General features: G+C 63.5%; 4 protein-coding genes. 1 reads left to right on the forward strand and 3 read right to left on the reverse strand.

From position 1 onward, the window contains the following. Positions 1–3: 3 nt before the first annotated feature. Complete coding sequence (locus tag SFA35_RS16680; protein WP_320571646.1) at positions 4–10,959, reverse strand: filamentous hemagglutinin N-terminal domain-containing protein; 10,956 nt, start codon at positions 10,957–10,959, stop codon at positions 4–6. Between the two features lie 20 nt (positions 10,960–10,979). Continuing rightward, the gene (locus tag SFA35_RS16685; RefSeq protein ID WP_414058414.1) at positions 10,980–12,680 is read right to left on the reverse strand and encodes a ShlB/FhaC/HecB family hemolysin secretion/activation protein; all 1,701 of its coding nucleotides are present in this window, start codon (positions 12,678–12,680) and stop codon (positions 10,980–10,982) included. 255 nt (positions 12,681–12,935) lie between these two features. On the opposite strand from SFA35_RS16685, the gene SFA35_RS16690 reads away from it, so the two are divergent. Next, on the forward strand, positions 12,936–13,745 hold the full coding sequence (locus tag SFA35_RS16690; protein WP_320571647.1) for a shikimate dehydrogenase: 810 nt from the start codon (positions 12,936–12,938) through the stop codon (positions 13,743–13,745). 36 nt (positions 13,746–13,781) lie between these two features. Here SFA35_RS16690 and SFA35_RS16695 read toward each other — a convergent pair whose 3' ends face one another. Continuing rightward, positions 13,782–14,714, reverse strand: a complete 933-nt coding sequence (locus tag SFA35_RS16695) for a LysR family transcriptional regulator (RefSeq protein WP_320571648.1) — start codon at positions 14,712–14,714, stop codon at positions 13,782–13,784. Positions 14,715–14,784 lie beyond the last annotated feature (70 nt).

Genomic DNA, 14,784 nt, shown 5'->3' on the forward strand with positions numbered 1-14,784 from the left:
TTCTCACAGATCGAAGTCAATTGAGGTGTGATTGTCTGGGCTTTTCCTAGTTACAGGATTACCAAAGGCGTCAGTTCTTTGGCCTGTAGCATCTTTAAACTCAACATGTGGATCAGAACTTCCTGGCGCGCGCGAGCTGCCTTGTTTGATTGTCACACGAGGAATGCCACTCTCGTCAACGTATTTGAGGGGGCCACCATCGGTCTGAGAGGGCTTCCAGCCTTGAGCCTCCGCGTACTCCTTTAACTCACTTGCTTTTGGCGTGCGACCGGAGGCAAAAATGTTATCAATGCCTTTTGCGCCTGATATTTCCGCCGTTTCTCTACCGACTAAACTAGCTGCTCTCTTAGCTCCAAATACCTCTAGCAGAGCCTTAGCTATGTTTCCCCCGATCCCCCCGCCAGCAAATGCTAGCGCCAAATCAAGCTCCGGCGCAACGGGTACTACTCCTCCGCCCAGAGCCGTCGACAACCGTTGATACTGGTCGGAATCTTTGGATGTAGCGATATTACCGATCTCGCCCTGATGCTGCCACGCAGCGTCCGCACCGAACTGCTTGACCCAATCAATAGACAGCGACGGCGTTCCGTCCGAGGTGTAGGCGGAGTACCCAGCGCTGGTATTGAATAGGGTACCGTCTGCGGCCTGGGCGTCCGACGACGTAAATGCGTACACCGGATCGCCGTGTGCAATTATCGGCGTACCATCCTCCCAGGTGAGAGCGATCTTTTCGTTCTTGATCCCCGTGATGACATCGTTGGCCTTTTGCAAGTCATCCAGAAGGTTGGCTTTTTCAGGGTTGGTATCGTTGACGTTGCCCAGGATGCTTTTTAACTCAGCTGCGTCCGCGTCATCGACCGACGCACCTGCTTCATAAGCCAGCAAGGTTTCCCACGGCAGGCTGGACCGGCTTGGGCCGCTCTGATCGAGCTTGCTTGCGCTGTCCTGCAGCATCTTCTGTTCAATAACGTGTAGCTGCCGGTTGTAGGACTGCGCATTCCCAGTGATCTCCGAGGCCACCGCCAGGTTACCGCCGTCCGCAGCTGCCGTGATCAAACCCACCAGCTTGGACGCGGCATTGACCAAACGCTGATGCTCGCTGTCACTACCACCCTTCAAAAAGTCGCTTTTATCCAGATAATCGACAAGCGCTTCATTGGCGCCCGCCGCGATTGCCCCAGTCTTGAAATCGCCGCCCATGGCTTCCGATAAAACGCCACCCACGATTGCGTGAATGGCAATCTTGCCGAGGCTGCCGTCATCGAGATTCAGTTTTTGCCCCAGGTCGCCTGCTGCGTTGAAAGCGGAGGCTTCCAGCACGGTAAAAACGCTTCCGAGCATGGCGTCCTTGAAGGAGCCTGTGCCTGTCGCCGTTGACAACGCCCCGTTGACCGCCCCGCTGGCCAGCTGTATGGCGGAAAACCTGGCGAGCGATGCCGGGTCTGCAAAGCTTGGGACAAGCCCTGCGCCCGTGACCTTTCCGGTGACCGAGTCCACGCTGCCACCGAACCAGGATGAACTGGCGTAGTTGATGAACCCGGCCGTAAGCCCAGAGATAGCGGCCCCTTCGAGGCTGGCCTTGTTCAGCGTGTCTTTTACAGTAGCGACCGGATCGCCTCTATTGCTGATAGCGCTGTTAGCAGCGCTCACTTCAAGGCTGACCACCGCAGCATTGGCGAAACCCGCCAGGAAGGTGCCACCACTGGCACCTACAAGGCTTGCACCTGCTCCACCGGTAAATGCCGCGATTACGATAGCCAGTGCCAACTGCGCCCCGGTACCTAAGCCCGAGTTGGAATACTTGTACGAGTCATGGATCTCCTGAACACGCTGCCAGTTCACATCCCCCCGCGCCTCGGCATCCTTCAGCCAGCTCAAGCTCGGATCAACCTGGACCATGGTGTCTACCACTTGGCTGACCGTTTCCTGATTGACCTGCTTGACATCGATGTTCAAGCCGTTCACTGCGCTGATCACCGTTTTGCCTTTGGCGATCATTTGTGTCTGTTGCAGCGTTTCATCCGTACTGCCCTTCCCCGACATCGAGTTCCAGGCCAGGCTTGTGTTGCTTTTGCTATGCGTTTCCTGGTGAAGATCCTTCACCCCTTCGAAATCAACCAGTCCACCACTGCTGATGGTCAGATTGTTCCCGCTGTCCAGTTTCGCTGCCTGATAGTGCTGGTCGCCTCCGCTGACCAGCACGGTATCGCTGCCTGAAGTGATCTGGCTGCCCACATTGGTGTCTTGGGTCACTTCATCATGCTTAGTCTGCTTGGCCCCAAACGAGCCTTTCTTGTTCTTGTCGTACAGCGAGTAGTCCGTGTTCTGTGCCGCCAGCACGTCCAATTTGCCGCCTGCAACAAGGTAAGCGTCGCCGCCCGCCTCTACCTTACTCGAGACCAAGGCAAGGTCCTGCCCTGCGCTGAGGCCCACGTTGCCGACCGCAGCAATAGAGCTCTGCACCTGGCTGACGTGGTCCTCTTCAGTGGTGAGTTTCTTGCTCCGGGACAGGGAATGGGTTTCATCCGCCGCCGAGCTCACGGTCAGGTTTTCCGTGGCCGACAGCGCTACGTCGCGCTGGGCGCTGATCTGGCTGGCGATGATGTTGATGTCGCGTCCGCTCTGCGCGCTCAAGTCACGACCGCTGCTGACCGTGCCGGTCAGTTGCGTCACATCGCTCTGGTTGTGCCGGGCGTCGTAATAGAGGCTGTTGCTCAACTGCGCCGAGCTCAGGTCGATGTCGCGTCCGGCAGTCAGGGTCAGGTCACGCCCGCTTTGCAGCACGCTGCCGGTGTTGGCGATGTCACGGCCGGCCGAGACGGTCAGGTCGTTGGCGGCTTCGATGCGTGCAGCGCTGTCTGCGGTGTCCTTGTGCAGGGTGCCGGCCAGGGTACTGTCGAGGGCGGTCAGGCTGCGGTTGTTGATGACGTCGCCCGTGGCGGTGCTGACGCTGACGTCGCGCCCGGCAATGATGCCGCCGGCCTGGTTGGTGACACTGTCGCCCGCCAGTACGGACAGGCGATTGCCCGCAGAGATCAGGCCGCTGTTGGTCAGATCGGTACCGGCGCTGGCGGTGAGGTTGTTGCTGGCACTGAGGGTGCCGGTATTGGTCAGGCTTTGTCCGGCGGCGAGGTTGACGTCGCTGCCGGCGATCAGTGCGCCAGTGGGGCCGAGCCGACCGCTGGCCTGGGCCAGGTACACCACGGGCACCAGTACGGTCTGGCCATCGACCACCTCACTCTGCATCCAGACGATGTCGTGGGTCAGGGCGGCGACCTGTTCGGCGCTCAGCGCCGTACCGACGGTAAGGTTCAGTTGCTGCTGGGCGGCGATGCCGTTGTCCATCAGGTATTTGAACTGCGCAGCGTCGCTGGTCTCACCGTCAATATAGTGCTGGCCGGTGCGTGCAGTGATGGCTTGGTTGATCAGGGTCTGTTCGTACAGGCCGTCGCCGAGGCGTTTTTCACTGGCGTCCGGGTTGTAGCCCAGCGCGGACAGCATGTAGTCCGAGCTCATGAACTGCTTGAGGTTGGTCAGCACCGGATTGGTTTCGACCAGGTACTTCTGTGGCTGACTCTGGCTGCTGCTGTCCGGCAGGCCTTGCACGCGGGCGAGGGTCTGACCGACGACGGAGGTTTGCACGAAATTGCCCGCCGCATTGCCTGCGGCAGATGGCGCGATCGCTCCCAACCGAGTGTCCGAGGCAGTGGTTTGCCCGGCACTTCCCGCCAGCAAGGTACGCGCCTGCGCAACAGGCACGTTCTGCAAGAGCGTGGCGCCGGTCAGTTGGCCGCTGCTGAGAGTCCAGTTCTGTGCGACGCTGCCAGAGGCGCTGCCTGAGACGCCCTGCCCGCTCAAGCGAAACAGGCCATTCTGGCCCGTCGGCAGGCTGAAGCCGGGCAGCGTCAATGGGTCGACCTGCTGCTGAGCGAGATCGGGAGGCAATTGTGAGTTAAGCCGCACAACGACCGTTTTGCCGCTGCCAGAGGCGTGAGTGTCGGTACTGATATTGGTACCGGTGTTGTAAGCCAGGCCTTCGTGGATAACGCTGTTCTGCAGGTTTTCGCTGGCACTGATGCTGACGCTGCCGGCGGCCTGTATGACGGCATTGCGGATGGTGCCGGTACTGGCGGCGCCGGTATTGTCCTTGACGACTTCGACGTCGCTGACGGGGGTGTATTGGCTCAGTTCGGTCGGGACTTGCAGCAAGTTGTTGGGGTCGTACTGAGAAGTAACGCTGTTCTCGAATTTGTAGCCAAGGCCGGTCAGCACGATGTTGTAATCGCCCTGTGTAACAACCGAACCGCCCGTATCAGAGTTGACGAGGGATACCACTTCATGAATTGCCCCGTCGCGGCCACCGTCCTTGTATCGAACGGACTTTGCCAAGGCTTTATGAATCCCGCCGTCAAGGTCGAGGTAATAGGTATAAGGAAAGTCCGGGTTGTTCCGTTGGTTGTACGGCACGACCACGCCGGCCATCAGCCCGCCGGCGTAGTCATGGTCCAGATCCCGCAACAGCCATGTACGGGTCCGCTCTACAGTGCCACTCGTGGAGCCGACGTTCTGCACCGTGTCAGCCTGAATGTTAATCGAGCCACCAGCGGCGATGGTGCTTTTACTGTTTAGGAAGGAGCCGCCCTTGAACGTGAAATCGGTTCCGGCCGAGAGCTGCGACGAGGCGCTGGTATCGTTGTCGGTGCTTTGAAAGTCCTCCACGGCAGCGAAAGTGATGGTGTAGTTGTCACCTTTGCAGTCGTTGCAGATATCGGCGATATAACCCGACAGCAACTGCATATCCCCGCCCGTCTGCCCACCTTGGGTACGGTTCTCGAATACATCGGCGTTCAGCGCAAACGTACCGCCGCTCTGCATCGAGCCAGAGATGTTGTAGACCGCCGCACTGCGCGCCGCGCCGGCATAACCACCGATGGCTACGGCACCCAGGGCATACAGATTGCCGCCTTGATTGGTGAAGCTGCCCACGTTCAGCTGGGTGTCGGCGCCGCTGAACAGCAGGCCCTGGTTGTTGGTCAGGGTCGAAGCGCTCAGGGTGAAATTGCGCCCGGCACCCAAGGTGCCCGAGTTGCTCACGCTCCCTGCATTGACGAACAAGTCGCTGCTCGACGTCAGGCGGCCGGCGTTGCTCAGCTGCCCGGCGATGTTGATGTCGGTGCGTGCGCCTCCGGCGACGCTGGCGGCCGAACCGAGGGCCAGCTGATTGGCGGTGAGCCCAAGCGGACCAAGGCTGGTCACACGACCGTTGCCGGAGTACGTGCCGGTCAGATTCAAATTGGCTGTGCCGTCGCTGGCGATCAGCCCGTTGTTGACCCAGTTGGTGCCGGTGCCGATAAAGGTGCTCGCCGTGAGCAGCTGGCCGCTGTCCGTCTGCGTGAACTGATTGACGTTGACGTTGAGGCTGCCGGCCTGGATCACGCTGCTGTTGGTCCAGCTGTCGGCGTTCAATGTCAGCGCACCGCGCGTCACCAGGCTGCCGCCTGCGTTCATGACATTGGCGGTGGACAGGCCGAAAGTGCCGGTCCCCACGTGCAGCACGCTGCCGCCCGCATTGAGCAGGTTGCCAGCGCTCAGGGCCAGGTTGCTATTGGCGGTTTCGAGGGTGCCATTGCGGTTGTCAAAGAGCCCGGCGATCTGCAGCTGCGTCGTGTCAGTGCTGCCAAGCGCGCGCAATTTGCCCGTCTGGTTATCGACACTCGCCGCGCTGATGCTCAAGCTGCTGGTACTTTCGACGAGGCCGTTTTCATTGTTTAGCGCGCCGCCGAGGCTCAGGTCGATCTGCTGCCCACCAATCTGGCCATCGGCGCTGCCGCTGTTATCGAAGTCATGAGCGGAGACGCTGACCTTGCCTGCGGCATACAACCCACCGTTCTGATTGTTGAAATCCCCGGTGTGAATCACCGCGTCGCCCGTCGTCGCCGCGATACGGCCGCCGTCGTTGTCCAGGGCGGTGCTGCTGAGGTCGAGGCTCCTGGCCTGAAGGTTGCCTTTGCGGTTGTTGTTGCTCAGGTCATAGCCATTTTTCAGCACGCCAGTGAGATGAGCGCTGAAGGCCGATTGCAGACTGGCCAAAGTGCCGCCGCGGCTGTCGAGGTTGGCGGCATTGATGGTCAACGCCCCGGTTTGAGCCAGGACAGTGCCGCTCTGGTTGTCGATATCGCCATTGGCAGCGACCGTCAGCGCGCCCTGGCTTTGCAGCGTGCCATGGCTGTTGTCCAGGCTTGCCGCTTGTAGTTGCACGCCGGCGTTCTGGCTGTAGATCAGACCATCGCCACCGTTCTGCACCAGGCCCGTGGCGTTAATGGCCAGCAAGCCATTGGCTGCGACGGTCCCGCCCTGGCTGTTGTCGAGGCCGCCAGTGAGCAAAGTCAAGAGGTTCTGGCTGGCGAGCTGTCCATTGTGGTTGTTGATCTGGGTCGCACCCTGGATCAACAGCGCCGCGCCGGTAGCCAGCTTGCCGCTGCTGTTGGTCAGAACGCCCAACAGGTTGAGGGTGCCCGCGCCGTTGGCGGCGACGCTGCCGCCGGTGTTGTCGAGGGTGGCGCCGGTGAAATTGAACGCTTGTTGCGCTGTGAGGGTGCCGGCGACGTTGCTCAGGTCCAGGGCGTGCAAGGTCAGGTTGGCGCCGCTGTCGATCAGGCCGCCTTGGCCGTTGTTCAGCAGGTTGGCGACGGTGAGGGTTTGGCCCGTGCCGCTGGACAGAATGCCGGCGCTGTTGTCGAGGTCGTTGGCAGTAACCGTCAGCGCACCTTGACTCACCAGTGCGCCATTGCTGCCGTTGAGCAGGTCCCCGTCAACGCTGACGGTGACGTTGCCGTAACGGCTGGAGACGGTGCCGCTGCCATGGTTGTCCAGGCTGCTGGCGCTGATGGTCACGCCTTGCCAGCCGGACACCAGCCCGGCGGGGTTGACCAGGCGGGTGACCGCGAGGGTCAGCAGGTTGTCACTGACCAGTTGCCCGGCGCTGTTGTCGATGTCGCGCGCCACCAGGTTCAGGCGCTGGGTGCTGGAGAGCACACCGTGCTGGTTGTCGAGGTCGCGCAGGTGGTTGAGGGTCAGTTGGCCTTGGGTGGAGATCAGGCCGTTGCTATTGTTCAAGTCACCGGTGGCGGCGCCGAAGTCCAAAGCGATGCCGCTGCCCAGCAAGTTGCCGCCGTTGCTGTTGTCGAGGCTGATGGCATTGATGGCTAGGTTGCCACTGGCGTTGATTAGCCCCTGGCTGTTGTTGATAAGGGCACCACCCACGCTCAGACCGAGGTCGCCCCGGCTGTTCAGGGTGCCGCCCGTGTTGGCGAAGCTGCCTGCCTGAACCTGCAATGCCGCAGCAGCGATAGTGCCGTTGAGGTTGCTGATGGCCTGGTTGACCCACACGGTCAGGGCCTGATTGGAGAGCAATTTGCCGTTGTCGTTGGTCAGGCTCGCGGCACTGAAGGTGAACCCCTGGGCGCTGGAGATTTCGCCCGAGGCGTTGTTGACGCCGCCAAGGTGGTTCAGGACCAGCACCGGGGCGTTGATCAAACCATTCGGGTTATCGAGCTGGCCGTGATCGAGGTCCAGGCTCAGGGCAGTGTTGCTGAAGAGCTTGCCCCCGGCCTGGTCGAGACCGGTCACCGTGGCCACCAGGGCGTTCTGGCTAGCGATCTGGCCAATGTTGTTGTTTACCTGGCCTGCGCTCAGGTCGAGCGCGTCGCTGCTGCTGATGTTGCCGTTCTGGCTATTGTCGAGCGTACCGGTGCTCAAGCTCATCGGCCCGCGGGCACTGAGGCGGCCGGCATGGCTGTTGTCCAGGCTCAGGCTGTGCAGATCCAGGTCGGCGTCGGTGACCAACTGACCGCCCTGGTTATCCACGGCGCCCGTGGTGGCGACCCGCAACGGACCAGCGCTGGACAGGCTGCCTTGGCGGTTGGCCAGGCTCGCGGCATTGAGGCCCAAGGTGCCTTCGCTGCTGAGCAAGCCCTGGCTGTTTTGCAGGTCGCCGGTCAAAGAGACTTGCAGGTCGCGCAAGCTCGACAGCGTACCCCCGCTGTTGTCCAGGCTCTGGCCTGTGAGCTCCAGGCTGGCTTTGCCGGTGAGCTGACCGGCATTGCGGTTCAGCGCCTGATCGACGTTCAATTGCAAGCCCTGGCTGGCAATCACCAGTCCGCCGTCGCTGTTATCCAGCGTGTGACTGTGCATGTGCAGATCGGTATTGCTGGAGAGCTCACCGCCGCGGTTGTCGACGCTGTCGACAGTAACGGCAAGACCGTTGACGGCACCTATCAGCCCGTTCTGGCGGTTGTCCAGCGAGGTACCTTGCCAATGCATGCCGCCACTGGCGATCAGCTGACCGTTGTGGTTGATGAGGCTGGCCACTGTGGCCTGGATGTCGCTTTTGGCGGATATCGAGCCATTGCTGTTGTCCAGGGTGGCAGCGTCCAGCTGCAAGCCCCCATTGCTCACCAGCGTGCCACCCTGGTTGGTGAAAGCTCGAGCAATGCCGAGGTCGGTGGCGCCCAGGCTGTTCAAGCTCCCGGAAGTATTGTCCAGGTTGTCGCTACGGCTGCTCAGCGTGGCACCGGAGAGCAGGCCGCTGCTGTTGTTCAGGGATTGGGCCACCTGCAGGGTCAGGTCGCTGTCGCTGATGACCTTGCCGCCGCTGTTGTCCATGCTTTGCGCGGCCAGGGCGAAGGCCTGGCTGCTGGAGATTTCGCCGTTGTGGTTGAGCACCACCCCCAAATTGTCGAGGCGCAGGGCACCCGGGGCATTGATCAGGCCGCTGTTGTTCAACAGGCCGTGGTTGAGATCGAGGCTGAGGCTGGCATTGCTGAAGAGCTGTCCGCCCTGTTGATCCAGGCCTGTCACACTGGCCGTCAGTGCCCCATCGCTGGCGATGCGGCCAGCGCTGCCGTTGTTGACCTGGCCGGCGAACAGATTGAGGGTGCTGCCGCTGGTGAGGCTGCCGCCCTGGCCGTTGTCGAAACGGCCCGTGGTCACCTGCGTCGCGCCTTTCCCGGAAAGGTGGCCTTGCTGCTGGTTGTCGAGGCTGCCAGTGCTCAGCGTCAAACCCTGGTCGGTGGTGATGGAACCACCCACGTTGAGCAAGGCGCCCGGGAGCACTACCGACAGGGGGCCAGCACTGGTGACCGTGCCTGCGCTGTTGTCGAAGACGCCTGTATTGACACTCAGTACGCCATCGCTGGACAGCAGACCGCCGGCCTGATTGTTCACCTGCGCAACCGTCAAGGCCAACGCCGTACCGGCCAATACCTTGCCATTCTGGCTGTTGTCCAATTGCTGGCCACTCAGCGCGACATTGGCCGCGCCGGAGATCATCCCGCCGCGATTGATAAGATTGGCGCTCGCCACGCTCAGAGGACCCTGAGCGGCCAGGCGACCGCCTTGATTGTTGACGACGCCTGAGGCCGTGATGCTCAGCCCCCCGCCTGCGCTGACCAGACCGGCGACGCCGTCCAGAGACCCCAGGGCGAGGCCGACATCAGCCTGGCTGGAGAGCTCGCCGGCGTTGTTGTTCACGTAGCCGGCCTGGGCGGTCAGCGTACCGTTGCTGGTGATCAAGCCGCCTTGAGCGTTGAGCAATTGATTGGCATTGATGCCCAGCGCGCCGGTGCTCAGCACCCGGCCGCCGTTGCGGTTGTCCAGGGTGTCGGCCGTCACTTGCAGCTGTTGCCTGGCGCTCAGGGTACCGCCGTGGTTGCTCAGCGTGTGCGTCACCTGGGTGTTGAGCTTGCGGCTGGCAATCACGCTGGCCGTGTTGCTCAATGTCTGCGCAGCAAGGCTCACATCACCGCTGGCGTTGCGGCTGTTGTCGGCATTGACCCCGGCTTCGATGATGCCGCTGTTGCTAAGCTGGCCGCCGGCGCTGAGGGTGATGCTGTCCCGGGCGGCGAGGTTCTGGCTGTTGGCCAGGTCGCCGCGGGTGGTCACCGCCAATTGGCTGCCGGCATACACCGGGCCCTGGGTGGTGACGCTTTGCGCGGTGATGCGCACCGCGCCGCTGGCGGCAGCCTGGGCCACCTCCAGGTGCCCATTGGCATCGAGCTGGATGTCGCCGGCGCTGGCGGCAAGGTTGCCCGCCACCTTCACGCCGACCCCGGCCTCGGTGCCCACCAGCTTGATCGCCCCGGCGTACATGCCGCCAAGGGCCGTGGAGTCGATGGCCAGGGTCGGCTTGGCGCTGCCGTCGTCGGCGCGCGGGGTGGCCTGCAGGCTGCTGGCGTCGACGTCGTTGCGCCCCGCCACCACGCTGAGCCGGTTGGCGTTGATCTGCGCATTGATGCGCGCCGAGCGGGTGATGACTTCGAAGCTGTCGACGTTGCCGGCGTTGATGCCGGCGCCTTCGATGGCCACGTCACCGCCGTCGACCTGGTAGTGGTCCAGGCGCCCGGCGGCGTCGAGCACGGTTTTGCCGGTGGTCAGGGTGGCGCGCGGGGTGTTGATGAAGCCGCAGCCGTTGCAGGTGATGCCGTAGGGGTTGGCGACGATGACATGGGCGGCCTGGCCGGCCACTTCGGTGTAGCCGTTGAGCTGGCTGCGGTTGTTGCCGGTGACCTCGTTGACAATGGTGCTGGCGGCCGCCTGGCCCTTGAGGTTGGGGTTGCCGACGATGATGCCGCCCAACTGGGTGCTCTGGGTGCTGCCGTTGGCGTTGTTGAGGATCAGGCCGTTGCTGCCGACGTTGTAGTCGCTGTACTGGTTATGCGACAGGCCGGCGGCGTTGGGCGCGGCGATGTTGACGATCGGCACGCCGTTGCCGGCGCTGCCGAGCGTGGTCCCCGGCCCGCTCACCACCACGCCGCCGGCCTGGGCCCAGAGCGGTTGCCAGAACAGCGCATTGGCCAGAATCAGCGCCAGGCCGCGCTTGGGCAGGCCCCAGAAGTGCTCGCGAGGCTGAAGGCGGGCCGAGGGTTGGCGGGCCAGCAAGGCCAGTTGGCGTACGTCCATGTGCAAGGTCTCGCAAGCTTTTAAAGAAGAAATTCGACGCGCAGGTACACCGGTGCCTCGCTGTCCCGCAGGGCGGCCGGGCGTTCCAGCGAATGGGCCAGGGTCAGGCTGAAGCTCAGGTGGCGGCCGCGGGCGAACAGCTCCAGCGAATCACTGGAGACCCGCCCGTGTTCGCTGCCCGCGTGCGCGACGTCACTGATCACGCCCTGGTCATAGCCGATGCCGCTGCCGTATTCGCTGAACACCGGCTGCAGCCAGTTCCAGGCCACGGGCCGGGTCCAGCGCAGGTCGTTGCGCCAGTAGCCGCCGCTGTCACCGGTGAGGAACTGGTCCTTGTAACCACGAATGGACGACTCGCCGCCCAGGCTCATGCGCTGGGGGCTGAACAGCACGTCTTCACTGTGCTGCCCGGTGGCCAGGCTGCTGAAACTGAACGCCTCGCCCCATAGCTTGAACGGCTGCAGATAGCTGACCGTGGCGGTGTACTTGGTGTAGCGCGCGGTGGGGTCGGCCGGCCCGGGATCGTGCTCGCCCTGGGCACCGAGGGCGCCGATGCCTTGCTGCAGGCCCAGGTCGAGGTTGAGAAAGGCCCCGCCGAGGCGCCGGCCATGGTTCACGCCGTATTGCAGCTCGGTGATGCGGTTGCTGCTGTTGTCCAGGCGGCTGCCCGCCACGTAGTTGTTGCTCGTCAGATGCGACAGGCCCAGGCTCAACGAGGTCTTGCTCAGGGTGTCGCGGTACACCACCCGCTCGGCCTTGAGCTGGTGGGTGGTGCTGTCGCCCCTCTGCTTGAAATCAAAGCTGTTGGCCTGGGCCAGCGCGCGGTAATCGCTGCGGTTGTAGGCATAGTTGAAGTTCCACCAGCCCCAGGGCAGGTTGTAGTTCAGGCCGGCGTTGTGCGAGTTGTGCTGGTCGTCGGCGTGGGCGTCCTGGCCGCCGTTGATACCCAACTGGTCGGCCAGGCCCAGCGGGCTGTCCCAGTCCAGGCGCGTGCCCCACTGCTGTTCGCCGGAGCTCTTCTGGCCGTCGTTGCTGCGCGACAGCGCCACCCGCCAGGGCTTGCGCGCGGTGTTGTTGACCACCACGTCGGTGCTGCCGACGGTCTGCCCGGGCACCAGCGCCATCTGCGCCTGGTTGGAGGGCAGGCGGTTGAGCTGGTCGACCAGCTGCTCGACCGCGCGCAGGTCGAGCAGCTCGCCGGCGCGGTCGGGAAAGCCCATGTCCAGCTCGCGCTGCGACAGGCCGCTGCCCTGCCCCGGCTTGAGGCTTTGCAGGTGGCCTTCCACCACTTGTACCAGCAGGTGGCCGTGGGCCAGATCCTGCGGCGGCAGGTAGGCACGGCTGGTCACCAGGCCCAGGGCTATATAGCGGTCGGTGATGACCTTGAGCACTTCGTTGAGTTGGGCCACGCCCAGGCATTGATGCAGGTAGGGGGCCAGCAACCGCTCGCGGTCACCGTCCGGCAGATGGTCGGCGCCCTTGAGCTCGATGGTATCGATGGTGAAACAACGCGAGCTCGCCGGCGCTGCCGGGGCGGGCTGCTCGGGGCTGGGGGCCGGCAGGTTCTGCAGGTCATCGAGCCGCTTGCGCTGGTCTTCGAGCAAGCGGTCCTGACGCTCGCGAATCAGGTCCTGATCGCCCGGCGTAGGGCTGCCGGCCGCCTGGGCCAGGGGCATGGCCGCGGCCAGGGCGAAAGCCAGGGCGAGGCGCTGCAAGGACATCCTTTTCCACATTGAACACATCGTTGGGTACCGTACCGCTGCGGGGCGAATATTTACATTTGGTTACATTTCAACGGCCGCGATATTAGGTAGCCATCATTCTGACGTCAATTAACTATCGATCCCTTTCGTCGGCACGGCCTCTATCGGCCACTGGCGATTTGTCTGAAGGGTGCGGTTGCCTGGCGAAGCTCAAGGTGCGCTGCCTCACGGCCCGTGCTATTGGTAATGCTTCATTCGCACACAGGAGGCGCCATGCTCGACGGCACAACGCAACTGGTGGCGATCGTCGGCTCGCCGATCGTCCAGGTGAAATCGCCACTCAATTTCAACACCTGGTTCCAGGACCACGGGCTGGACCTGGCCATGCTGCCCATCGACCTGCGCGCCGACAGCCTGCCCGCCTTCATCGGCCTGCTGCGCGGCTGGCAGAACCTGCGCGGTTGCGTGGTCACCGTGCCCTATAAACAGCTGCTGGCCGGGCAGCTCGACCAGCTCAGTGCCCGGGCGCAATTGCTCGGCTCGGTCAACGTCATCCGCCGCGAGGCCGACGGCACCTTGTGCGGTGATAACGTCGACGGCGAGGGCTTTCTCGGCGCCGCTCGCCAGCACGGCTTTGTGCCGGCCGGGGGCAATGCCCTGGTGCTCGGCGCCGGAGGCGTCGGCAGTGCAATCGGTTGCGCGTTATGCGAGGCCGGCCTGGCCCGGTTGGTGATCACCGATGTCGACGCCGCCCGCGCGCGGGCCTTGGGCGATTCGTTGCGCGGGACGTTTCCCGCGACCGAGATCCTGCATGAGTACGCTTCGCTGGCAGACTTTGCGCTAGTGGCCAACGCCTCCCCGGTGGGCATGGGCAACGGCGGTGAACTGCCCCTGTCCGAGGCGATGCTGGCGACCTTGACGCAGGGTTGCCTGGTGGCCGATGTGGTCACTTCACCGGCCGTGACCGCATTCCTGCACCGCGCCCGGGCGCTGGGTGCGCGCACCCAGACCGGCGCCCAGATGGCCCGGGCGCAGATGGGCCATCTGGGGCATTTCATGGGGGTGATGCCGCCAGGGGTCTAAGTCCCTCGCGTACCGTCGGCGGCCATCGGTGAGGGCTTACGGGCCCTGGAGCGCATTGAACCGCTGCATCAACCCCTGCTCGCGAAACCGCTCGATGACGAAGTCGACGAACGCCCGGGTCTTGCCCGGCAGCAGCTTGTGCTCGGCGTAGTACAGGGAAATGTTGCCGTCATCCACATACCAGTCCGGCAGCACCCGCACCAGGCGCTGCTGCTCAAGGTACGGCACGGCGAACGGCAGGCTCACCAGGGCCACGCCCAGGCCCTGTTCGGCGGCTGAGCAGGCTGCCTCCGAGTCGCTCATGGTCATGCGCGGCTTGAGCTGCAACGCGCATTGTTCCTGGCTGCGGTGGGTCAGCGGCCATTGGCGCACGCGGCCGGTCTGCGGCGAACGTATCAGGATGCCGTCCAGCGCATGCAGATCGTCGGGGTGGTGCAGCGGCGCGCGTGCCTGCAAGTACCCGGGCGCGGCCACCAGCACCCGGTGGGCCGGCGCCAGCTTGCGCGCGACCACCCCCGGCGGCAGCTCGAAGCCACCGCCGATGGCGGCGTCGAAGCCCTGGCCGATCAGGTCGACCTGGCGGTTGTCGAAATGCCAGTCGGCGACGATGGCCGGGTAACGCTGCACAAAGTCGGCCAGCAGCGGCACGATGTACAGGCGGCCGAAGACCACGCCCATGCTCACCTTGAGCGTGCCGGCCGGCTGGCCCTCGGCGCTGGCCAGGTTGGCCACGGCGTTCTGGATGATGGCAAAGCTGCCGGCCACCTCGTCGAGAAAACGCCGCCCCGCCTCGGTCAAGGTCAGGCGCCGGGTGCTACGCTGGAACAGCCGCACGCCCAGGCGCGCCTCCAGCCCGGCGACGTTCTTGCCCACCGCCGCCGGGGTCAGGCTCAGGCGCCGGGCGGCCTCGGCGAAGCTGCCGGCTTCGGCACTGCGAATGAAGCTTTCTATGCTGCCAAAGGTTTCCATGGGCCTGCTCCACCGGCAAAGGCTGCGGATTATAAACTGCGGGTTTACTCAGCCTATGCCATTACTGGTC

Source organism: Pseudomonas sp. HR96 (assembly GCF_034059295.1).
Lineage (GTDB): Bacteria > Pseudomonadota > Gammaproteobacteria > Pseudomonadales > Pseudomonadaceae > Aquipseudomonas.

Excerpts from the sequence above, each read along its gene's own strand:
- SFA35_RS16680 (WP_320571646.1), bottom strand. The coding sequence starts at position 10,959 with ATGGACGTACGCCAACTGGCCTTGCTGGCCCGCCAACCCTCGGCCCGC.
- SFA35_RS16695 (WP_320571648.1), bottom strand. The coding sequence starts at position 14,714 with ATGGAAACCTTTGGCAGCATAGAAAGCTTCATTCGCAGTGCCGAAGCC.
- SFA35_RS16690 (WP_320571647.1), top strand. The coding sequence starts at position 12,936 with ATGCTCGACGGCACAACGCAACTGGTGGCGATCGTCGGCTCGCCGATC.
- SFA35_RS16685 (WP_414058414.1), bottom strand. The coding sequence starts at position 12,680 with ATGTCCTTGCAGCGCCTCGCCCTGGCTTTCGCCCTGGCCGCGGCCATG.